Source organism: Paracoccus albus, assembly GCF_027913035.1.
GTDB lineage: Bacteria > Pseudomonadota > Alphaproteobacteria > Rhodobacterales > Rhodobacteraceae > Paracoccus > Paracoccus albus.
In genome coordinates this window covers 40,839-59,913 of record NZ_CP115778.1, presented here as the reverse complement: position 1 = coordinate 59,913, position 19,075 = coordinate 40,839, and the positions used below count along the sequence as shown (strand labels likewise).

The window sequence follows — 19,075 nt, the reverse complement described above, 5'->3', positions numbered from 1 at the left end:
GCGAAGATTGAAATGACAAAGGTTTACATTGCCGGGGTCGCGATGACCAAGATGGGACGCCTCGACGGGGCAACGGTAAAGTCGCTGACCCGCGAAGCTGTCGATGGCGCGATGGCGGACGCCGGCATTGGCAAGGATGACATTCAGGCTGCCTACTACGCGAACACAACACAGCGACATCTTGAGGCGCAGTTGATGATCCCGGGCCAGATCACCCTGCGCGAGATGGGATTTGAAGGCATCCCGATGGTAAACGTCGAAAATGCATGTGCCAGCGGGTCAACCGCGTTGAACCTTGCGGCTCAATTTCTCAAAGCAGGCGAGGGTGACGTGGCTTTGGCCGTTGGGGCCGAAAAAATGTGGATAGGTGATAAAGCTAAGATGTTCAGTCTCTTCGATGGCGCTTGGGATGTGTCCACCGTTGAGGAAAATACCGAAAAACTGATTGCGCTGGGCAAAGGCATCGACGTGCCGAATGACACTACTTCGGACAAGCCGTTTTCAGTCTTTATGGCGATTTACGGAGCGTTCGGGCTGGCGCATATGCGCACGTTCGGCACGACCCAAAAACAGATTGCTGCGATTGCAGCAAAGAACCACATGCATTCGGTTGAAAATGAAAAGGCGCAATTCCGCGCGCCGTATACCATTGACGAAATATTAAGCGCACCACCGATCACTTATCCTTTGACCTTGCCAATGTGCGCCCCGATGAGCGATGGCGGTGCCGCTGCGGTTCTGATGACCGAGGCCGGATTGAAAAAGTTCGGGATCAGCCGGGATCGTGCCATCGAAGTGCGCGCCAGCGTGATCCAGACCGGATCAAACCGCGCGCCGGAGGATTATGAGAAACACCTGACCGCGATTGCGGCACGGCGGGCATATGAAATCGCCGGTATCGGTCCCCAAGACGTATCAGTTGCCGAAGTGCATGACGCAACAGCGGTGGGTGAGTTGATCCAGATCGAAAACCTTGGGCTGTTCCCATTTGGCGAAGGGGGTGCTGCGTCCGAGCGCGGTGACACCTCCATCGGCGGGCGGGTGCCGGTGAACCCGTCGGGCGGGCTAGAATGCAAAGGCCACCCGATTGGCGCGACTGGGTTGGGCCAAGTTTACGAACTGGTAGCGCAACTGCGCGGTGAATGTGGACCGCGACAGGTCGAAGGTGCGCGGATCGCCATCGCGGAAAATGGCGGCGGTTTGATAGGTATCGAAGAGGCCGTGGCCTCCATCCTTATTCTCGGGCGCTAGGAGCGAAAGATGTTCAAAACCGAAGAGCAGATAATGGCTTGCGATTCCTTGCGCCGGTTTCTGGATGACCAGATCGAACCGGAATACCTGAAGGTTAAGGATGCGCCGTTCGAGAAAGAAGTCATTCAGGGTTTCATGACGCGACTTGCCGAGTTCGGTCTGACATCGGCCCCGCATCCCGAAGAAGCGGGCGGTATGGGGCTGGATTGGACCACCCACCTGATGCTGTTCGAAGAGGTTGGTGTTACTGCAATAGAAATCGCGCTGCCCATTCTGATCAACGTGGTGGCAGGTGAGATTCTGTTGAAGCTCGGGTCGGATGAGATTCGCGAAAAATATATCGGTCCGTTGCTTGCCGGTGAAATTACCGCGTCGATGGGCATATCGGAACCAAATGTCGGGTCCGATGTGGCCGCGGTCAAAACCCGAGCGCGGCGGGACGGCGATGACTGGGTGATCAATGGCGAAAAGACCTGGATCACCAATGGTCGCTTTTCGGATTTCCTGATATGCACCTGCGCCACCGATGAGGGCCTGACCCATATTCTAGTGGATCGCAAAGAGCATGGCTATGAAACCCGCGACATCAAAAAAATGGGTCTGAACGCACAATCCACGGCACAGATCTTTCTTGATGACGTGCGTGTGCCGATTGCAAACACGATAGGCGAGGTCGGCCGCGGCTTGCAGCAAACGCTTGTGGTGTTTGAACGGGCGCGCGTTCACATGGCCATGTGGGGAATTTCCCTGGCACGGCGCGCGTTGGAAGAGTCGATCAGATATGCGCAGGAACGCAGCCAGCACGGCAAGCAGATAGCGGGTCACCAGCTCATCGCAGACAAGATCGCCGTAATGGCCACAGAGATTGATGCTGCGCGGCTTTTGACCTTCCGTGCCGCTGGCATGATCGACCGCGGCGAACGCTGCGACAAGGAATGTGCAATGGCCAAATGGTACGGCACGGAAATCGCAGTGAACGCAACGCGCCAAGCAGTGCAGATCCACGGTGGCAACGGTGTCACCACCGATTTTATCGTCGAACGGCTGGCGCGCGAGGCCATTATCGGGCCGATCCCGGACGGGACTACAGAAATACAAAAATTGCTGATCGCACGGGTACTTACCGGCGTGCAGGCATTCAAATAGGAGCGGTCATGGAAATCGAAGGCAAGACAATCATCATCACCGGCGGGGCATCGGGTCTTGGCGCGGCGACGGCGAAATATCTGCGAGCACGCGGTGCCAAGATTGGTATTTTCGATATGTCGCAGGACGCTGGCGATGCGCTGGTCAAGGAACTGGGTGCTTCGAACGCAATGTTCTGCAACGTCGATGTGACCGACGATGAAGGCGTGGACGCGGCAATTGACGCCGTGGTTTCAAAATTCGGTGCGCTGCATGGGTGCATCAACTGTGCCGGGGTCGTCAGCCCGATGAAAGTGATCGACCGTGACGGCAAGGCCGCGTCGCTCGACACATTCCGCCGCACGGTTGATATCAATCTCGTCGGCACATTCAACGTAATGAGCAAAGCTGTTCAGAGGATGTTGTTGAATGAACCCGAAAACGGCGAAGAGCGCGGTGTTGTTGTCAACGTCTCCTCTGGTGCTGCGATGGAAGGGCAAATCGGCCAGCCGGCTTATTCGTCGTCAAAGGCGGGGGTGATGGGCCTTAACCTGCCTGCCGCGCGCGAACTGGGTGCCAAGGGCATTCGCGTCAACGCGATTGCACCCGGCCTGTTCGGCACGCCGATGGTCATGTCGCTGCCCGAGAACGTGATCGCAAACCTCGAAGCCTCTGTCGAAGCGCCCAAGCGTGTCGGCCGGATGGAAGAATTCGCTCATTGCTGCGCCTTTCTGATTGAGAATTCATATATGAACGGCGAAACCGTGCGGCTCGATGCTGCCACGCGCCTGCAGGCGAGATAGGGCGATGTTGCAACGCTCAGGTCCCCTCAAAGGTGTACGCATTGTTGAAATGGCGGGTCTTGGCCCTGCGCCGTTTGCTGCGATGCATCTGGCTGATCTAGGCGCTGAAGTGGTGCGCATTGCGCGGCCGGGTCAGACGTTTCCCCTACCGATTGATGCGAAATACAACCTGCTCAACCGCTCTCGTCGCAGCTTGACACTTGATCTGACACAGAACGGTGATGTCGACCGGCTTTGGCAGTTGATCGAACGTGCCGAGGTCCTGATCGAAGGGTTCAGACCCGGTAAAATGGAGAAGCTTGGGTTTGGGCCGGATCAGGTTCATGCGCGCAATCCGGCGCTGGTCTATGGTCGGTTGACCGGATGGGGACAGGACGGGCCGCTTGCACATGCAGCGGGACACGACATGAATTACGCCGCGATCACCGGTGCGATCTGGGGTTTGGGCGAAGCAGACCGCCCGCCCCCCCCACCCATGAACCTGATCGCGGATCAGGGCGGTGGTGCAATGATGCTGAACCTTGGGATACTCGCGGCGCTGACCCATGCGCGCGCGACAGGACAAGGCCAAGTGGTCGACGCGGCGATGACGGATGGGGTTAACCTGCTGATGACTATGCAGCACGGCTTGGCCGCCGGTGGCGCGTGGACCGACAGGCGGTCCGGTGATTTTATCAATGGCGGCGTCGCCTGGTATCGCTGTTATAAAACAGGCGATGGCAAATATGTCTCCGTCGGATGTCTCGAACCACAATTTTTTGCCGAACTTCTGGCACTTCTGGGCCTCACAGACGATCCGCGCTTTGCCGATCAATACGCACCCAACGCGCAGGCCGGAATGATGGACGCGCTTACGGAGATATTCCTGACTGCGACCCAACAGGAATGGTGCGATATTCTGGAAGGCAGCGACGCGTGTTTCGCACCTGTGGTTTCTCTGGCTGACGCATCGGATCATGCTCATAATCGCGCCCGGGGCAGCTTTGTCACAGTAGGTGGCATCGAGATGCCGGCCCCCGCACCGCGATTCTCGCGAACACAACCCGACACACCGACGACCGGAGATGCGGGAGAAATCAGCCTTGATGAAATCCTTGAACACTGGGGGAACAACGCGTGACTGCCTTGTCTTTTGCCGATGCGATGCAGCTTTTTGTGGTCGGCCTGTCACAAGGGTGCCTTTATAGCCTGATCGCGATTGGTCTGGTGCTTGTGTATAAGGCGACTGAGCAGGTGAATTTTGCCCAAGGCGAATTCATGATGCTGGGTGCATTTGTCGGGTATCAGTTCATCGTGCTGATGGGGATGCCCTACTGGCTGGGTGCCATGTTGACATTGGCCTTCATGGGCGCATTCGGCTACGGCGTCGAAGCGCTTGTGGTGCGGCGCCTGACGGGCCAGCCGGTGTTCACTGTCTTTATCCTGACGCTGGCATTGGGTATCGCGCTCAGGGCGGTTGCAGGGATAATTTGGGGGTTTGGCAACTATTTGTTGCCTGCTCCGGTTGATGGCAATCTTACACTGGGCCCAGTGATCATTTCTTGGGCCAGCGTGCTGTCGATTGTTGTCACCGCGGTTGTCGCCAGCGCGCTGTACCTGTTTTTCCGTTACGCTCGGCAGGGTATCGCCATGCAGGCGTTGTCCCTGAATCAGTTAGCAGCGTTCTACATGGGTATTCCTGTGAAACGGCTGACATCCTCGATCTGGGCAATGTCCGCGATTTTTGGCGGGATTGCCGGGTTGCTCCTGGGGCCAATGACGTTGGTTTCGACGCAGATGGGTTTTATCGGGTTCAAGGCATTTGCAGGGGCAATTGTCGGTGGTTTCGGCTCCATCCCCGGTGCGGTGATCGGTTGCTTGCTTATCGGTGTGACGGAACCGTTTTTCGATATCATGTTCCCGACCCTCAAAGGAATTGGGGCCTACTTGATCATGTTCCTGGTGCTGTTGATCCGTCCGCAAGGCCTGCTGGCCCAAATTTATGCAAAGAAGGTCTAAGCCATGCGCGTAATTTTTCGCAAATCCTATGTTCAGGACATCCAGCTTTTCCGCGACCGTGGACAGGCATTCTGGTATCTGCTGTTTGCCGCGATCGCACTGGCCGCGCCGCTGTTTCTGGACGGCTATTTTCTGGACGAACTTTCATTCGTATTCATCTATGCTATCGCGGGTCTTGGGCTAATGGTGCTGACCGGATTTTCTGGGCAGGTGAGTTTCGGACAGGCGGCGTTTGTCGCAATCGGTGCCTATACCCACACGATCCTGCTGACCCGTTACAGCGTGCCGTGGCTTTTGTCGCTGCCGATAGCGGCGTTGGTGGCTGGGCTGGTCGGGTTGGCCGTCGGACGGATCTGCGGAAAGATGCACGGGCTGTATCTGGCGATTGCCACGCTTTCGATTGCGATTGTGACCGAACGGCTCATCGGTGGTGCGGGCGATTTCACAGGTGGTCATGGTGGCCTTTCGGTGCCGGAAATCAATATTCTCGGGCTGGCCATCGACGAAAGCTGGAAAGTTTATCTGCTGAATTTTGTCATCTTCGTGGGTTGTACCCTGATCGTTCGCAACCTGACACGCACAAGGTCGGGTCGCGCCATGATTGCGATCCGCGACTCCGAAGTGTCGGCGCGGGCGTTGGGAACCAATGTGGCCTTCTTCAAGGCATATGCGTTCTTCATCTCGGCAGTTTTTGCGGGCCTCGCGGGCGGGCTGCTGGCGCACGCCTTCTTCTACATCACGCCGGAAACCTTCGGAATGGGGGAATCCATCCGTCTGCTGTTGATGATCGTCGTCGGCGGGATCGGAACCATCCACGGCGCGGTTTTTGGGGCGTTCTTTATCGTGCTGCTGCCAACCGTGTTGAGCTGGGTCAAGATCGTGCTGCCCAGTGCAGTCGCCACGTCCGGCGGTTTCGATAGTCTTGCATTCGGTGTGATCCTGCTGGGGTTCATCCTGTTCGAACCTGACGGACTTTATGGACGCTGGACCAAGATCCATCACTATTTCAACGTGTTCCCGATGTACAAGAAGCGCAGTTTCCAGCGTCAGAAGACATTCCTCAAAACGGAGCGTTTAAGATGAACGGGTTGGAGATAGATAACGTATCGCTTTCCTTTGGTGGTTTGAAAGCGGTGGATGGCTTGAGCTTTTCAGTTGAACCGGGGTCGGTGTTCACCATCATTGGCCCCAATGGCGCGGGCAAAAGCACGGTGTTCAACCTCATCTGCCGGATTTACGATCCGTCGCAAGGCGACATCCGGTTCAACGGCAAAAGCCTGCGAAAAGCGAAATCCCATGAGGTAGTCAACCACGGCATTGCGCGGACGTTCCAGAATATCGAACTGTTCGAACATGCGTCATTGCTTGATAACTTGCTGATCGGGCGCATCCGTCACGGCAAATTCGGGCCGCTGAGTGAGCTGTTTTTTACCCGTTCGCAGATGCGTCAGGAACTGGCCCACCGCCGCAAAGCCGAAGAAATAATCGAGTTTCTCGATCTCGAAGGCTACCGTCATGCACGGGTTGCGGATTTGCCGTATGGCGTGCGCAAAAAGACCGAAATGGCCCGCGCTTTGGTGTCGGAGCCAAAGATCCTGTTGCTGGACGAACCGTCAAGCGGACTGACCAGCGAGGAAACCGACGACACTGCTTTTGTGATTGAAGACATCCGCGAGGACCTGGGTGTCACCGTTGTTATGATCGAACACGACATGAAACTGGTGAACAAAGTTTCGGACATGGTGCTGGCCATCAACGAAGGCCGGTTTCTTGCAAGCGGCAGCGCATCCGAAGTTCAAAGCAATCCCGGTGTTCAGGCGGCATATCTGGGAGGGCAGGCAGCATGACCGAGGTACTGCGCGCCAGCAACGTCGAAACGATGTATGGCAGGGTGATGGCCATTCGCGGCATCAGCCTGACGGTCAAGGAAGGATCGGTCGTTACGGTCATGGGCTCCAATGGGGCGGGCAAAACGACGATTTTGAAAACCATCTCCGGCGCGCTTGATCCGTTCAAGGGGCAGGTGGAATTTGAAGGGCGCGATATCACCGGGCTTGATCCGGATGTTATCGCGCGCGCTGGCATCGCCCATTCACCCGAGGGTCGCGAGGTGTTTTCGCTGTTATCGGTCAAGGACAACCTGATGATGGGCGCCTATTGCCGCAAGGATCGCGATGCAGTGGCGCGGGATGTGGAAAAGGTGCTGGACTGGTTTCCTGTCCTGCGCACCTTTCTGGAAAAACAGGCGATCTACCTGTCGGGTGGGCAACAACAGATGTTGGCTTTGGGTCGCGCGTTTATGCAGCGTCCACACCTGATGTTGCTGGACGAACCGTCACTGGGCCTGTCGCCACTGCTGATTTCCGAGATTTTTCAGATCATCAAGCGGATCAATGTCGAAGAAGGCATGACCATGTTGCTGGTTGAACAGAACGCGAGCGTTGCCCTGCCGGCCGCCGACTTCGGTTACGTCCTTGAAACCGGCCGGATCGTTATGGAAGGCGAACGGGATGTTCTAATGAACAGTGCAGACATTCGGGAATTCTACCTTGGCATCAAAGCAGAAAGTGCGCGCGGCGACCGCCGCTGGAAAGCAAGAAAGACCTGGCGATGAACACAATGCGAAACCAATCCCCCGCAGGGTGGATGCCGCCACCGGTCCAGATTGACGGCTGTGATACCTTCTCCAAACTGTTTCGGCAGAACTGCAAGAAGTTCGGTGACAGAACCGCAATTCGTGAAAAAGACTTTGGCATCTGGGAAGAATTTAGCTGGCTGGACTATTACGCCTGCGCGCGCAGGGTCGGATGTTCACTTATGGCGTTGGGCTATCGTAAAGGTGACGTGGCCGCGATCATCAGTGAAGACAACAAGGAGTGGGTGTTTGCCGACCTTGGCATCCAGTGCATCGGGGCCACGACCCACGGGCTGTATCCCACTTTGCAGGAAAAGCAGGTTGCCTATCAGTTGAACGATAGCGGGGCGAAGGTGCTATTCGTTGAGGATGAAGAGCAGCTAGATAAGTATCTGGGTGTGGAGGACCAGCTGGATCATCTCGAAAAAGTTATCGTATTTGATATGGAAGGGTTGCGCAGTTTCCAGCATGATAAAGTCATCGGCTGGGAAGAATTTCTCGCACTGTCGGACGCTAAAATCGAAGAACTGAGCGTTGAATTCGAGCGCCGCATTGATGGGGGTGATCCCGAAGATATTGCAACACTGATCTATACGTCTGGCACAACAGGTGCGCCCAAAGGTGCCGCGATGTCGCATCGTTTTTTCCTGGCCCAGTCGGATAATTACCCCGAATTGCCGCTTGGGCCGGATGACGAAGTTTTGACTTTCCTGCCGCTGTGTCACGCCGCCGAACGAATCTTTTCTGTTTGTGTGCCGATCCGTCACGGTATAACCATCAACATTGCGGAAAGCGGCGATACATTTGCCGCCGACATTCAAGAAGTTGCGCCGACATTCATCTTTGCGGTGCCGCGCGTGTGGGAAAAATTCTATTCCCGTATCAATATTGTGATGAATGATGCCACCGCATTTGGCCGGTTTGCCTATGACCAAGCCCTGAAAACGGCTGGACGCAGGGAGGCCTTGATTGCCGCGGGAAAATCTGTGCCGATGATGCTAAGGCTTAGGCATAAGGTGCTGGACTTTCTGGTGCTTCGAAATATTAGGGTCGAACTGGGACTGGCGCGCGCGCACACGATCGTATCGGGTGCGGCACCGATTTCAGCCCGACTGCTCAGCTGGTTCACTGCCCTTGGGGTGACAGTACAAGAGGCATATGGCCAGACCGAAACCGGCATTGTGACTGCAACCATACCGGGCAGATCACCGATCGGATCCATCGGCCGGGCACTGCGCAATGTCGAAGCGAAACTGGCCGATGACGGCGAAATCCTCATCCGCTCATCCAGCAATTTTTCGGGTTACCTGAACCAGCCTGAAAAGACGGCGGAAACCGTGGTCGATGGCTGGGTCTATACGGGTGATGTTGGGACGATGGATGCCAATGGAGACCTAACTATTCTGGACCGCAAAAAGGACATAATCATCACCGCAGGCGGCAAGAATATTACGCCTTCGCAGTTGGAAAACGAGCTCAAATTCTCGCCCTATATTTCTGATGCGGTGATCATCGGGGACAAGCGCAAATACCTGAGCGTGCTGATCATGATCGACCACGAAAACGTCGAAAAATACGCGCAGGAGAAGCGTATCCCGTTTTCCAACTACAAATCCCTGTGCGCAAACACTCAAATCCAGGACTTGATCGAAGGCGAGGTAGAACGGGCGAACAGCGGTTTCTCGCCGGTCGAGCAGGTAAAGAAATTCCGGCTGATCGACGTACTTTTGACAGCCGAAGACAACGAGCTGACTCCGACGATGAAGCTGAAGCGCAACGAGATCGAGCGCAAATACAAAGACCTGATCGAAACGATGTATTGAAACAACGAAGGGAGAGACCAATGAAGAAACTAGTAACAGCATTTGCGTTTTCCGCAATGACAGCCACCGGCGCGATGGCCGACGGGCCGCAGGGCGTGACCGACGACATGATCACTCTTGGGACCTATACAGACCTAAGCGGCCCGTTGGCCGTCTGGGGTGTGCCAGAGGCCAACGGACTGCGCATGCGAGTGGATGAGATTAACGCGGCGGGCGGCATTCACGGTCGCCAGCTTGAGATTATTATAGAAGACACGCAATACCAGGTACCCCGCGCGATTCAGGTTGCAAACAAACTGATGCGCCGCGACCAGATTTTTGCGATGGTCGGCGCGCTTGGCACACCGATGAACCTAGCGATCATGCCGCAACAAATTGAAGCGGGAATTCCCAACATGTTCCCGATGTCGGCCGAGGTCGAGATGTATGAACCATTGGATCCGATGAAATACGCATTTTTTCGCAGCTATACAGACCAGTTTCGCGCGGGCGTTGCATACTTTAAGGAAAATGGTGATTTCTCAACACCCTGCATTGCGCAACTCGCCAATGAAGCTGGTGAATCAATGGCGCTTGGCGTCACGCAGCAATTGGCAGAGTATGACATGAAAGTCGCGGTCAAAACGGAACATTCGGCAACAGAATCCGATATGCTCTCGTCTGTAACCACATTGAAAAGCGCCGGTTGCGATATCGTTTTTCTGGCGGGTGGGGTGCGCGATTCAATTCTGGTTGTTGCAACATCTAAAAAGCTTGGTTTTGAACCGACTTTCGTGACTGGAATGGTGTCCTATATGGATGCAGTTGCTACTGCCGCTGATGGCGCGATGGATGGCTTGTATCTGGTATCTCCTTTTGTTTTTGCGAACGCAGAAGACTCCGAAGGGGAAGCAAAACGTATCTTGGAGAGTTACAACGAAATTTACGGTGAAAAGATGGCCCCACAAGCGCAGCTTGGTTACGTTTTCATCGACCTGATTGCCGTGGCGCTCGAAGCTGCTGGTCGCGATCTGACGACCGAAGGATTTCTGGCCGCAACCGAAGCGATCACTAGCTATGTTGATCCGATCGGCGGCCAGTTGGTCAGGTTTGGCCCCGAAGACCATCAGGGCATCGAAACTCTGATTATGGCAAAAGTCGAAGACGGTAAATGGACTATTGCGGCCCGCGGGCTCGACTACTAACCTGTCAGCGATAAATGCGGGCGGTGCTCTGGTTCCGCCCGTGTGTTTTGAAAAGAGTCGCTTTGCCCAAAACCCATTGGCATAAAAAAACCAAAGACGTCAAAGTTCAGCAAGAGCTGAAGCGGCGGGCCATGCTTAATCTGGCCGCGCATTCGTTTTCAACTGTCGGATACAAACAGACATCGCTTGATGACATCGCAGCAGCACTCGCTGTCACCAAGCCCGCGCTTTATTATTACGCCAAAAGCAAAGAAGATATCCTGATGCAATGCGCCCGCATCTCACTGGAGCGGGTCGAGCTATGCTTCATATCAGCACAGGACGTGAAGGGTAACGGGCTTGATCGTATCCGCGTTTTCTTTAGAGTCTATGCGAACATGGTTGTGAGCGAATTCGGCTCTGCCTTGATGCGCGAAGCGCGCCGCAATCTGACCGGAGAAAATCAGAAGAGTTTGCGGCAGGCACTGATAGACGGTCAGAATTTTCTTGAAAGTATTATCGCAGAAGGGATCAAAGATGGTTCTATCCGCAATTGCGACTCAAAGCGCCTCGCACAGGTGCTTTTTTCGGCCTTCAACCAGATGCCGATCTGGTATAATCCGAAAGGGCCGCTTAACCCAGAGAGTATTGCAGATGAAATTCTTGAACTAATCATCTATGGCGTGGGTGCAAAGAATACTTGATTCTAAATTTGTTGTCTATTCAAACAGCGCCGATTTTAGTCAAGATTTAACATAAACTTCATTATACGCATCTGACGCTGTTTCGTGTCATGGTGTATTGACGGCAACTACCACTCGCCCTAGTAGCATCCGCAACACCAAGTACCCGGAACTGCATGCAAATTGGTCCTCTATCTCTAAGCACCGATTTTCGACTTTTCTGCACCCTCACCTCTGAATGTAACATATATCGCGTGGTGATATTTCGTGCATCGTGCCCGTTTCGCGGGCATGAACTTGCGGGACCGTGTAGCATTGAACATCCAGGACTTGAGACGCGCCCGCGGCCTCAGCCAGGAAGCGCTTGCTCATCAGGCCAACGTAAGCCGCGGTCACATGGGCAGGCTCGAGAACTCGAAATTTGCGGCCTCACTCGACCTTCTCGAACGCATCGCCAAGGCGCTCAATGTCGATCCCGAAGAGCTTTTCGCGAGGCGTTAATCCGCTTCCTGAGGCTTTGATCCCGCCTCAATTTAAAAAGTCAAAACGGCAAGAACGGTACGAGTAGCGCGGGTACATGGCGAAGAGAAAGACAGGCTGGCCCTTCCAGGAAGGGTTTATCATCGACGGAACGAACGAAACCCATGTGTTTACCGACTACCGCTGGGATGATGGAAGCGTGAGCCGCCGCCAGTTTGTGGATCCATGCAGTTACGACCATACGCTTGTCGTAGTACGGACAGTTTCACTCAAGCTGCCGGACAGCCACGATCAGTAGGAAAACCACTCCGAGTGGCCCATGTTGCCCTCGTAGTCCCCGTATTCGACCATGATGCTGCGGGAATAGAAGTGCCACAGGCCCCCGCTGGTCGGATAGGCGATCTCCTGGCCGCTTTCCGAGACGAATGTCGCGGGCCAGGGCATGTGGGATCCGTAGACCCGTTGGATGTAGCGGCAGGTCCGGTTCTCGCGATCGCAGGAGCGTATCGACCAATCCCATTGACGCGGCTCGTCGCGCGGCTCGTAGGAGCGCCCGGTGAACCAGATCACATGAGTGCGGTTCAGCCATTCATACTCAGGCAGGTTGGTGTCGAGCTCGCCTTCTCCGCCGGGCCCGCCCAATTCGACCGGCACATGGGCAAAGGTGCAGACCCCGAAGGGCGGCAGGCTCGGCCAGGGCGTGATGCGGCGGATCATGGTGCGATAGGCCCGTGCGCAGACAGCGCTCGGGGGGAAGCCACCTGCCATGCAGAGCATGATGGCGCAGTCGATGTCATAGGCCTGCGCCTTCTCAGGGGCTCCAAACACCGCCATCACTCCCATCGCCGCTGCCATCGCCTGTCGTTTCATGTCGCTCTCCCGCAAAAGTTGCGCAGACTATCGCGCAATATGTGTTTATCTGCAATATGTCGTATTGACGACATATGACTTTATGGCCTTAGTGTCGTGAAGTAGAAGGGCTCTCGTGGGGAGAGTCCGAACATGCCGATAGCGCGCAACCAGATCCTGATCACCATCGATGGTGTCAAAGACTTGTCCGAGAAGGGCATCGCGTACCGCTGCCGGTATGAACTCGTGGGGTTCACGGACGATGGCAAGCCGCGCTACCAGTGCATCTACCTGCGCGAGGGCGAGCCGGAAGCCATTCTGGTCTCGACCCGGATCACCCCGCACGGGCCAGAGCCGCGGTATTTCAACATATGGCCAGGTCTCTTCAAACATCATCTCGAGTTCGGTGACGGGCGCGATCTGCGTTTTGGTCCTGACTACAGCATCACCCTCGAGGAGCGCGGCTGACGTCATCGCCTTCGGCCGCGACGGCACGGCCCGGACCTCCGGCTGGACCTTTCATGGCACGCGGCCTGCTTGGGCTGGTCTGGATCATAGCGCTGAGGCCGAAGTCGTTCTGGCCTCGCTGGACGCCACGCCCCCTTCCGGTCGTGACGACATCCTCTCCTTAATCCGGACGACTGCCGTCCGCCACCAAGGAAACAGCGCCCTGCGCCAGGTTGGCCTGGGTGCCGACGACTGGCAGATTCTGTTCCGCGCCCTGGTCGAGGCCGAGAGCAGCTACAACCCAACCGCCGTGAGCCCAAAGGGCGCATACGGTTTAGGCCAGCTGATGCCAGACACGGCCCGTGCGCTCGGCGTCGATCCGCGTGATTCCTCCCAGAACCTCGACGGCGCCGCACGCTACCTGCTCGCGCAACTCGGAACGTTCAAGGACATCGACCTGGCTCTTGCAGCCTATAATGCCGGGCCGCACAGGGTGGTCGGGTATTCCGGTATTCCGCCCTTCGCCGAGACCCGCGACTACATCGCGCGCATCCACCGGATCCGGTCCCAGCTGGCAGGCACGCCCGTTGCCGCGCCAGACATCCCCGTCGCGACCCGCGTGCCTGCCCGCGCGCCGGTCCTTATCGAACTTCAGTAAAACAAGGGAACTTCGCATGCTTCGACATCGCCTCAGCCGCCTCTTGCCTGCCGCCACAACCCTGGCGGCTTTCGCAACACCCGCTCTCGCGCAGGACTTGTCGCCTATCCAGACCATGCTGGAAACCGTCGAGGCCGCGCTGACCGGTCCGATCGGGATCGCGGTTGCCACGCTCGCGGTCATCGGCACCGGTTTCATGTGCATGATGGGACGGCTGAACTGGGGCTGGTTTGCCTCGGTCATCATCGGGATCGTGCTGATCTTCTCGGCCGGCACCATCGTTGACGGCTTCTCCTGAGAAGAGGCCAGTTGATGACTTCCCTGCAATCTCGCATCCTACGGTCGCCTCGAACGCGTTCTGCTTCGCAAACGCTGCCTCGAGCCGACCTGCGGATTCATTTTCATCGCTAGGCAGGGAAGCATCTAAGTGGCAGAACGATCCCCCCTCTTTCTGGGCCTCGCCCGTCCGCCCAAGTATCTGGGCCTCCCCGTCGGATACCTGGTGGTGCTGGCAACAGGGGTCGTTCTGCCGTTCATCTGGACGAAGTCGATGGTCTTCTTCGTGATCGGCCTCGTCGCCTATCCGATCCTCTGGTTCGTCGCCGACCGCGAGCCGCATTTCTTCGAAGTGCTGCGCGTCTCCTATGGATCAGTGCGCCCGACGAAGAACCGGGCCGTGCACGGAGGCGACAGCTTTGGCGCTTGATGCAGGCCCTCTTTCCACTCACGGAACCGCCCTACGTGAGGCGGGCGGCGGGGAGTTCGCGCGGGAGAGCTATCTCGCGGAGCATCTGCCGTATTTTGCGCTCGCGGATGACGATGTCATGGTGCTGCGCGAGGGCGACCTCCTCGCCACCCTGCGCCTCGACGGTCTGAACCCGATGACCACCGAGGATGCACGGCTCGACGCGCTGAAACGCGCGGTCGCGGCCATCGTCGCCCAGACCGGCAACGCCTTCGGTTTCTACATCCACCGCATCTCGGTGCCGCAGGATCTCGGGATGCGCCCCATCGAGGGTGACAGCTTCGCCGCCGCGATCGATGCGCGCTGGCAGGCCCATGTCAAAGACCTCCGACCCGCCAAGCGCCAACTCTATCTCAGCGTCATCCGGCGGCCTGATATCTCGGCCCGCATTCCGCTCCTGCGGGCGCTGGCCCGCAAGGCCTGGGTCAAGGACCGCGCGACCCGAATGCAAGAGCTGAACGAGGTCATGGGCTTCTTCGAGGTGGCGCTGGCGTCGGCCAACCCCGTTAGGCTCACGAAGTCGGGCGGTGAATGGCTGGGCTACCTCAATACGCTGAACGCCGGCAGCTTCTCCCCCATTGCGTTCGGGCGAAGTGCCTTGCCCCTCTCGCATACCCTGAGCAATTGCCGCGCGACCTTTGATGGCGATGTCGTCACCCTGACCGACGCCGTGACCGCTCAGGTCAAATACGGCGCGCTCTTTTCCATGAAAACCTATCCGGCCCTGACGGATGTGACGCTGCTCGACGCGCTCGACCTGCCACTCGACATCGTACTGACGAATTCCTTCAGCCCGATCCCGAACAACATCATGGCCGAACGCATCCAGCGGATCATCCGCCAGATGCACGCCTCAGACGATGCCGCCGTGTCCCTGCGCGAACAGCTGGGACAAGCCGCCGATGATCAGGAGGCAGGACGCATCGCGTTTGGCGACCATCACCTCTCCATCGCGGTGTACGCGCCGGACCGCGACACGCTTGAACGGGCAGCCGCCCAGATCAAGCGCGTGGGTCAGGAGATCATGTCGGTGATCGTCCGCGAAAACATGGCGCTGAAAGCCACCTACTTCGCACAATCCCCCGGCAACTTCGGCTACCGCGCGCGCAAGACGCCGATCTCCTCGATCAACTTCGCCGACTTCGCGGCCTTGCACGGTAGCGTCGAGGGACGCGGCCCCAACCAATCGCCCTGGGGCCAAACCATCTCGGTCCTGCCCACGGTCGGCACCTCGGGATATCGGTTCAATTTCCACGAGGCAGGAGCCCCAAGCAAGGAACCCACCGTCGGCCATACGCTTGTGCTCGGGCGCACCGGCACGGGCAAGACGCTGACCACCGCCTTCCTCGCAGCCCAAGCGCAGCGGGTCGGGGCGCGGCTTTTCTTCTTCGACAAGGATCGCGGCCTCGAAATGGCGGTCCGCGCCCTTGGCGGCCGCTACAACGAAATCCGTGCCGGCGTGCCGACGGGGCTGAACCCCCTCGCCACCGAGACCGACGAGCGCGGCCGCGCCTGGCTCTCGGACTGGCTTGCAACCCTTCTTACGCGCAATGGTACGCTCTCGGGCGAGCAATCCCGCCATATCCAGAGCGCCGTGGGCCAGAACGCCGATGCCGGCGCGGCCCTGCAGCGCTTCGCCAGTTTCGAGACGCTGTTTCAGTCGCTCGATGATGATGGCGAGCTGCAGTCCCGCGTTGCCGAATGGGCGCCGGGTGGGCGCTATGGCTGGGTTTTCGACGAGCCCGAGCGCGGCGCTGGCCTCAAGCTCACGGGCGATATCATCGGGTTTGATATGACCGAGATCCTCGACATGACCACCGAGCGGATGGCGGTGCTCTCCTATATCTTCCGCCAGATCGAACGCGTGGTCGAGGATCGACGTCCGACCATCATCGTGCTCGACGAGGCCTGGAAGCTGCTCGACGATCCGTATTTCGGGGCACGGCTGGAAAACTGGCTGGTGACACTTCGCAAGATGAACTGCGTCGTCATCATGATGACGCAATATCCAAGCCAGCTGCGAGACAGCCGCGTCGGTAAGACCATCGTCGAGACAGTCCCGACCCAGATCCTCTTCCCCAACGACCGCGCCACCATCTCCGATTACGATTTCCTCCGCGTCAACGCCAAGGAGGCGGCCCTCCTCGTCCAGCCCACCATTGGCCAGCGCATCGCCCTTGTCCGCTCGGCGGGCGACAGCGTTTTTGTCGATGCCGACCTTTCGGCCCTCGGCGACCTCCTCCCCATCCTCGGCGGCGGCGCCACTGGGGAGGCCCGCGTGCCTGCCGATTGGCGCGCCAATCCCGATTTCTGGAGACATGTGATATGAATTTCAAACCCCTTCTCGCGCTTTGCGCCGCCGCAAGCCTGTTGTCGGCTTGCGAGAAGTACACCGAGAAAACCTCGCCCTGTTTCGGACGCAGTGGCGAGCCGCAGGTGACGCGCGCCGCGTTTTCGGTCTCGACCATGGGCGCACCGGCTCAGGAGACGGCCAAACCCGACTGCACTTTCGAACCCCTGCCCCGTCCGGAATGAGCCGTGTCGCGATCATAACCGCGGGGCTCTGCCTCGGTCTTGGCGCTTTGCCCGCGCATGCCCAGGGCGTGCCGACGCAGGACAATTCGGCGATCGGGCGCGCCATTGCCCGGGTGACGGCGCTGGCCGAGGATCTGGGCGTCCAGCAGGACAAGGATCGGACGGAGTCCACGTTGGCCGATGTCCAAGCCGACCAGCTGCGCGTCCTCGAGGAGATGACGGCCGCGATCACCGGCCCCGGATTTGGTATTCGCGCGCTCGAGGGCAATGCGGATTTCGGGGTGGCGGCGGTCTATCCCAATTCCGATCCAAGCCCGATGAACAGCCGCCTCTTCGGCGAAGGCCGCGAGACGGTCGAGATGATGATCGTCGAGGTTGCGGGCGAATTCGCAGGCGCGCCCGGTGTGGCCCGCGCGGGTCTCTCGGCCACCCAGTGGCGCTGCCTCTTCCAGGCCCTGATCAAACAGGAGAGCCGCTTCAACGTCGCCGCCGAAAGCCCGGTCGGAGCCTATGGTCTCACGCAACTCATGCCTGGCACCGCCTCCGATCTCGGCGTCGACCGCTATGACGTGAAAGACAACCTGCGCGGCGGCGCGCGCTACATCACCACCCAGCTCAACCGTTTCGGCAACATTCCCCATGCGCTTGCGGCCTATAACGCAGGCCCCGGTCGGGTCATCGAATATGGCGGCGTGCCGCCCTTTGCCGAAACCCAAGGCTACGTCCGCAACATCTCCAAGTTCTATAACGAATACCTCGCCGTGGTGGGCGGTGCCGACGCGCTCGGGACGCTCTCGCCCTCGGATTTTGCCCTGGCCGAATATGCCAGCATCTCCGAGGCGGGCGTCTATTATGCCGCCGACAGTTCGGCCACGACCGAACAGGTCATCAATCGCCTGCGCGCGATCATCCTGCAGATCGATGCTCAGCCCAATGCCAAGGCGGCCTGGGAGCTCAACACCTACGCCAAGGCCGAGATCGGCCGCATCCTCAATCTCCGCGTCCGGCTGATGGCCGCCAACCAGCAGCGCGAGGCGGCCTATGCGCAGCACCTCGTCGCCGACCGGCTGGCCGAGCGCGACTTCATGCAGATGGGAGTTCCCGAATGAGACAGCTTCTCCTGACCGCCGCGGCGGTCGCCACGCTCGCGTTTGCCTCGCCCGCCACGGCCCAAGGCGTGCCGACCTTCGACGGCTCGCAACTTGGCCAGCTTGTCGCGCAGCTCGAGCACATGGCTGAGGACCTGAATGTCCAGATGCAGCAGCTCGCGACCATGCGGCTGGAATTGGAAACCCAGCTCTCGCAGCTCACCAACCTCGAGGCGCAACTGACCTCGCTCATTGAAGGCAGCGGGCTCGGAGAACTCTTTGCCACGGTCGAAGAATTCCGCGCGCTGCGTGGCAAACTGGTCGCCCCCCTCAACACCGCGCAGTCTTTGGCCAGCGGCGATTTCCTGAGCGGGTTCAATCCGGGCGCGGAATTGTCAGCGTCCGTCGAACGGGTGCTCTCGGGCAGCGGCTTCACCTCGGAGCGCCTGAGCACGCTCTCGGGCTCCGATCAGCCTGCCGACAACCGCATCGCCACCTCGGCCGGGGCCAGCGCCATGCTGTCCGTCGCCGCGCAGGAAAGCCACGAAGAGGCGGGCCAAAGCCTCGAACGGCTCGAGACCATGGTCGGGCTGATCGACGATCAGGACGGGCTGAAGGCCGCCGTCGATCTTAACACCCGCGTCACCGCAGAGCTTGGCATCATCCTGACCCAGATCTGGCGGCTGGAAGCGGCGCAAGGCGTAAGTGCCGGCCAGCTTGGCGTCGTCGATGCCGCGACCCTCGCGGATGAACGCAAGTTCCGGTCAATGGCGGTGGATCCATGAGTCGCCT

At 58.3% G+C, this 19,075-nt stretch carries 22 protein-coding genes; 21 read left to right on the top strand and 1 reads right to left on the bottom strand.

Annotated elements, in window-relative coordinates:
• The first annotated feature begins 12 nt into the window (after positions 1–12).
• The 13 genes from PAF20_RS18525 (at position 13) to PAF20_RS18465 (ending at position 12,259) form a co-directional block, all read left to right on the top strand.
• Entirely contained in the window at positions 13–1,251 is a 1,239-nt protein-coding gene (locus PAF20_RS18525) for a thiolase family protein (RefSeq protein WP_271073637.1), read from the top strand.
• Positions 1,252–1,260: 9 nt separating this feature from the next.
• Positions 1,261–2,397, top strand: a complete 1,137-nt coding sequence (locus PAF20_RS18520; protein ID WP_271073636.1) for an acyl-CoA dehydrogenase family protein — start codon at positions 1,261–1,263, stop codon at positions 2,395–2,397.
• An 8-nt stretch (positions 2,398–2,405) separates the two neighbouring features.
• Positions 2,406–3,179 carry an SDR family NAD(P)-dependent oxidoreductase gene (locus PAF20_RS18515; RefSeq protein WP_271073635.1) on the top strand — a complete coding sequence of 258 codons (774 nt, stop codon included), beginning with the start codon at positions 2,406–2,408 and terminating at the stop codon, positions 3,177–3,179.
• Positions 3,151–4,299 carry a CaiB/BaiF CoA transferase family protein gene (locus PAF20_RS18510; protein ID WP_353620632.1) on the top strand — a complete coding sequence of 383 codons (1,149 nt, stop codon included), beginning with the start codon at positions 3,151–3,153 and terminating at the stop codon, positions 4,297–4,299. The genes PAF20_RS18515 and PAF20_RS18510 overlap by 29 nt, the downstream gene beginning before the upstream one ends.
• On the top strand, positions 4,296–5,177 hold the full coding sequence (locus tag PAF20_RS18505; protein ID WP_271073633.1) for a branched-chain amino acid ABC transporter permease: 882 nt from the start codon (positions 4,296–4,298) through the stop codon (positions 5,175–5,177). Before PAF20_RS18510 ends, PAF20_RS18505 begins: the two co-directional genes overlap by 4 nt.
• 3 nt (positions 5,178–5,180) lie before the next feature.
• Positions 5,181–6,260, top strand: coding sequence for a branched-chain amino acid ABC transporter permease (locus PAF20_RS18500; RefSeq protein ID WP_271073632.1), 1,080 nt, complete (start codon positions 5,181–5,183; stop codon positions 6,258–6,260).
• Entirely contained in the window at positions 6,257–7,024 is a 768-nt protein-coding gene (locus PAF20_RS18495) for an ABC transporter ATP-binding protein (protein WP_271073631.1), read from the top strand. Before PAF20_RS18500 ends, PAF20_RS18495 begins: the two co-directional genes overlap by 4 nt.
• A complete protein-coding gene (locus PAF20_RS18490) occupies positions 7,021–7,791 on the top strand; it encodes an ABC transporter ATP-binding protein (protein WP_271073630.1) in 771 nt (256 codons plus the stop codon). The genes PAF20_RS18495 and PAF20_RS18490 overlap by 4 nt, the downstream gene beginning before the upstream one ends.
• Before the next feature lie 32 nt (positions 7,792–7,823).
• Positions 7,824–9,635, top strand: coding sequence for an AMP-dependent synthetase/ligase (locus tag PAF20_RS18485; protein WP_271073629.1), 1,812 nt, complete (start codon positions 7,824–7,826; stop codon positions 9,633–9,635).
• Between the two features lie 20 nt (positions 9,636–9,655).
• On the top strand, positions 9,656–10,819 hold the full coding sequence (locus tag PAF20_RS18480; RefSeq protein WP_271073628.1) for an ABC transporter substrate-binding protein: 1,164 nt from the start codon (positions 9,656–9,658) through the stop codon (positions 10,817–10,819).
• Positions 10,820–10,842: 23 nt separating this feature from the next.
• The gene (locus PAF20_RS18475) at positions 10,843–11,502 is read left to right on the top strand and encodes a TetR/AcrR family transcriptional regulator (RefSeq protein WP_271073627.1); all 660 of its coding nucleotides are present in this window, start codon (positions 10,843–10,845) and stop codon (positions 11,500–11,502) included.
• A gap of 309 nt (positions 11,503–11,811) precedes the next feature.
• Positions 11,812–11,982, top strand: coding sequence for a helix-turn-helix transcriptional regulator (locus tag PAF20_RS18470; RefSeq protein WP_240504174.1), 171 nt, complete (start codon positions 11,812–11,814; stop codon positions 11,980–11,982).
• Between the two features lie 76 nt (positions 11,983–12,058).
• Entirely contained in the window at positions 12,059–12,259 is a 201-nt protein-coding gene (locus PAF20_RS18465) for a hypothetical protein (RefSeq protein WP_207020711.1), read from the top strand.
• On the opposite strand, the gene PAF20_RS18460 is transcribed toward PAF20_RS18465, so the two are convergent.
• Positions 12,253–12,831 carry a hypothetical protein gene (locus tag PAF20_RS18460; RefSeq protein WP_207020712.1) on the bottom strand — a complete coding sequence of 193 codons (579 nt, stop codon included), beginning with the start codon at positions 12,829–12,831 and terminating at the stop codon, positions 12,253–12,255. The two genes, PAF20_RS18465 and PAF20_RS18460, sit on opposite strands and share 7 nt — an antisense overlap.
• A 132-nt stretch (positions 12,832–12,963) precedes the next feature.
• Here PAF20_RS18460 and PAF20_RS18455 point away from each other — a divergent pair, with 132 nt between their 5' ends.
• From PAF20_RS18455 to PAF20_RS18420, 8 genes are all read left to right on the top strand, one after another.
• Positions 12,964–13,278, top strand: a complete 315-nt coding sequence (locus tag PAF20_RS18455; RefSeq protein WP_080458281.1) for a hypothetical protein — start codon at positions 12,964–12,966, stop codon at positions 13,276–13,278.
• On the top strand, positions 13,217–13,915 hold the full coding sequence (locus PAF20_RS18450; RefSeq protein ID WP_434802971.1) for a lytic transglycosylase domain-containing protein: 699 nt from the start codon (positions 13,217–13,219) through the stop codon (positions 13,913–13,915). Before PAF20_RS18455 ends, PAF20_RS18450 begins: the two co-directional genes overlap by 62 nt.
• A 16-nt stretch (positions 13,916–13,931) precedes the next feature.
• Complete coding sequence (locus PAF20_RS18445; RefSeq protein WP_009574106.1) at positions 13,932–14,213, top strand: TrbC/VirB2 family protein; 282 nt, start codon at positions 13,932–13,934, stop codon at positions 14,211–14,213.
• A 129-nt stretch (positions 14,214–14,342) separates the two neighbouring features.
• Positions 14,343–14,621, top strand: coding sequence for a VirB3 family type IV secretion system protein (locus PAF20_RS18440; RefSeq protein WP_271073626.1), 279 nt, complete (start codon positions 14,343–14,345; stop codon positions 14,619–14,621).
• Positions 14,560–16,989: a VirB4 family type IV secretion/conjugal transfer ATPase gene (locus PAF20_RS18435; protein ID WP_271073625.1), complete on the top strand. Its 2,430-nt coding sequence runs from the start codon at positions 14,560–14,562 to the stop codon at positions 16,987–16,989. The genes PAF20_RS18440 and PAF20_RS18435 overlap by 62 nt, the downstream gene beginning before the upstream one ends.
• Positions 16,986–17,195 (top strand): hypothetical protein, encoded by a 210-nt coding sequence (locus tag PAF20_RS18430; protein ID WP_207020715.1) that lies wholly within the window; start codon positions 16,986–16,988, stop codon positions 17,193–17,195. The genes PAF20_RS18435 and PAF20_RS18430 overlap by 4 nt, the downstream gene beginning before the upstream one ends.
• Positions 17,192–18,304, top strand: a complete 1,113-nt coding sequence (locus PAF20_RS18425; protein ID WP_207020716.1) for a lytic transglycosylase domain-containing protein — start codon at positions 17,192–17,194, stop codon at positions 18,302–18,304. The genes PAF20_RS18430 and PAF20_RS18425 overlap by 4 nt, the downstream gene beginning before the upstream one ends.
• Complete coding sequence (locus PAF20_RS18420; protein ID WP_065818621.1) at positions 18,301–19,068, top strand: type IV secretion system protein; 768 nt, start codon at positions 18,301–18,303, stop codon at positions 19,066–19,068. Before PAF20_RS18425 ends, PAF20_RS18420 begins: the two co-directional genes overlap by 4 nt.
• The last annotated feature ends 7 nt before the right edge of the window (positions 19,069–19,075 follow it).

Bases quoted from the DNA above. Each gene is read 5' to 3' on its own strand.
- PAF20_RS18525 (WP_271073637.1), top strand. From the start codon at position 13: ATGACAAAGGTTTACATTGCCGGGGTCGCGATGACCAAGATGGGACGC.
- PAF20_RS18520 (WP_271073636.1), top strand. From the start codon at position 1,261: ATGTTCAAAACCGAAGAGCAGATAATGGCTTGCGATTCCTTGCGCCGG.
- PAF20_RS18515 (WP_271073635.1), top strand. From the start codon at position 2,406: ATGGAAATCGAAGGCAAGACAATCATCATCACCGGCGGGGCATCGGGT.
- PAF20_RS18510 (WP_353620632.1), top strand. From the start codon at position 3,151: ATGCTGCCACGCGCCTGCAGGCGAGATAGGGCGATGTTGCAACGCTCA.
- PAF20_RS18500 (WP_271073632.1), top strand. From the start codon at position 5,181: ATGCGCGTAATTTTTCGCAAATCCTATGTTCAGGACATCCAGCTTTTC.
- PAF20_RS18495 (WP_271073631.1), top strand. From the start codon at position 6,257: ATGAACGGGTTGGAGATAGATAACGTATCGCTTTCCTTTGGTGGTTTG.
- PAF20_RS18490 (WP_271073630.1), top strand. From the start codon at position 7,021: ATGACCGAGGTACTGCGCGCCAGCAACGTCGAAACGATGTATGGCAGG.
- PAF20_RS18485 (WP_271073629.1), top strand. From the start codon at position 7,824: ATGCCGCCACCGGTCCAGATTGACGGCTGTGATACCTTCTCCAAACTG.
- PAF20_RS18480 (WP_271073628.1), top strand. From the start codon at position 9,656: ATGAAGAAACTAGTAACAGCATTTGCGTTTTCCGCAATGACAGCCACC.
- PAF20_RS18465 (WP_207020711.1), top strand. From the start codon at position 12,059: ATGGCGAAGAGAAAGACAGGCTGGCCCTTCCAGGAAGGGTTTATCATC.
- PAF20_RS18460 (WP_207020712.1), bottom strand. From the start codon at position 12,831: ATGAAACGACAGGCGATGGCAGCGGCGATGGGAGTGATGGCGGTGTTT.
- PAF20_RS18455 (WP_080458281.1), top strand. From the start codon at position 12,964: ATGCCGATAGCGCGCAACCAGATCCTGATCACCATCGATGGTGTCAAA.
- PAF20_RS18445 (WP_009574106.1), top strand. From the start codon at position 13,932: ATGCTTCGACATCGCCTCAGCCGCCTCTTGCCTGCCGCCACAACCCTG.
- PAF20_RS18435 (WP_271073625.1), top strand. From the start codon at position 14,560: ATGGATCAGTGCGCCCGACGAAGAACCGGGCCGTGCACGGAGGCGACA.
- PAF20_RS18430 (WP_207020715.1), top strand. From the start codon at position 16,986: ATGAATTTCAAACCCCTTCTCGCGCTTTGCGCCGCCGCAAGCCTGTTG.
- PAF20_RS18425 (WP_207020716.1), top strand. From the start codon at position 17,192: ATGAGCCGTGTCGCGATCATAACCGCGGGGCTCTGCCTCGGTCTTGGC.
- PAF20_RS18420 (WP_065818621.1), top strand. From the start codon at position 18,301: ATGAGACAGCTTCTCCTGACCGCCGCGGCGGTCGCCACGCTCGCGTTT.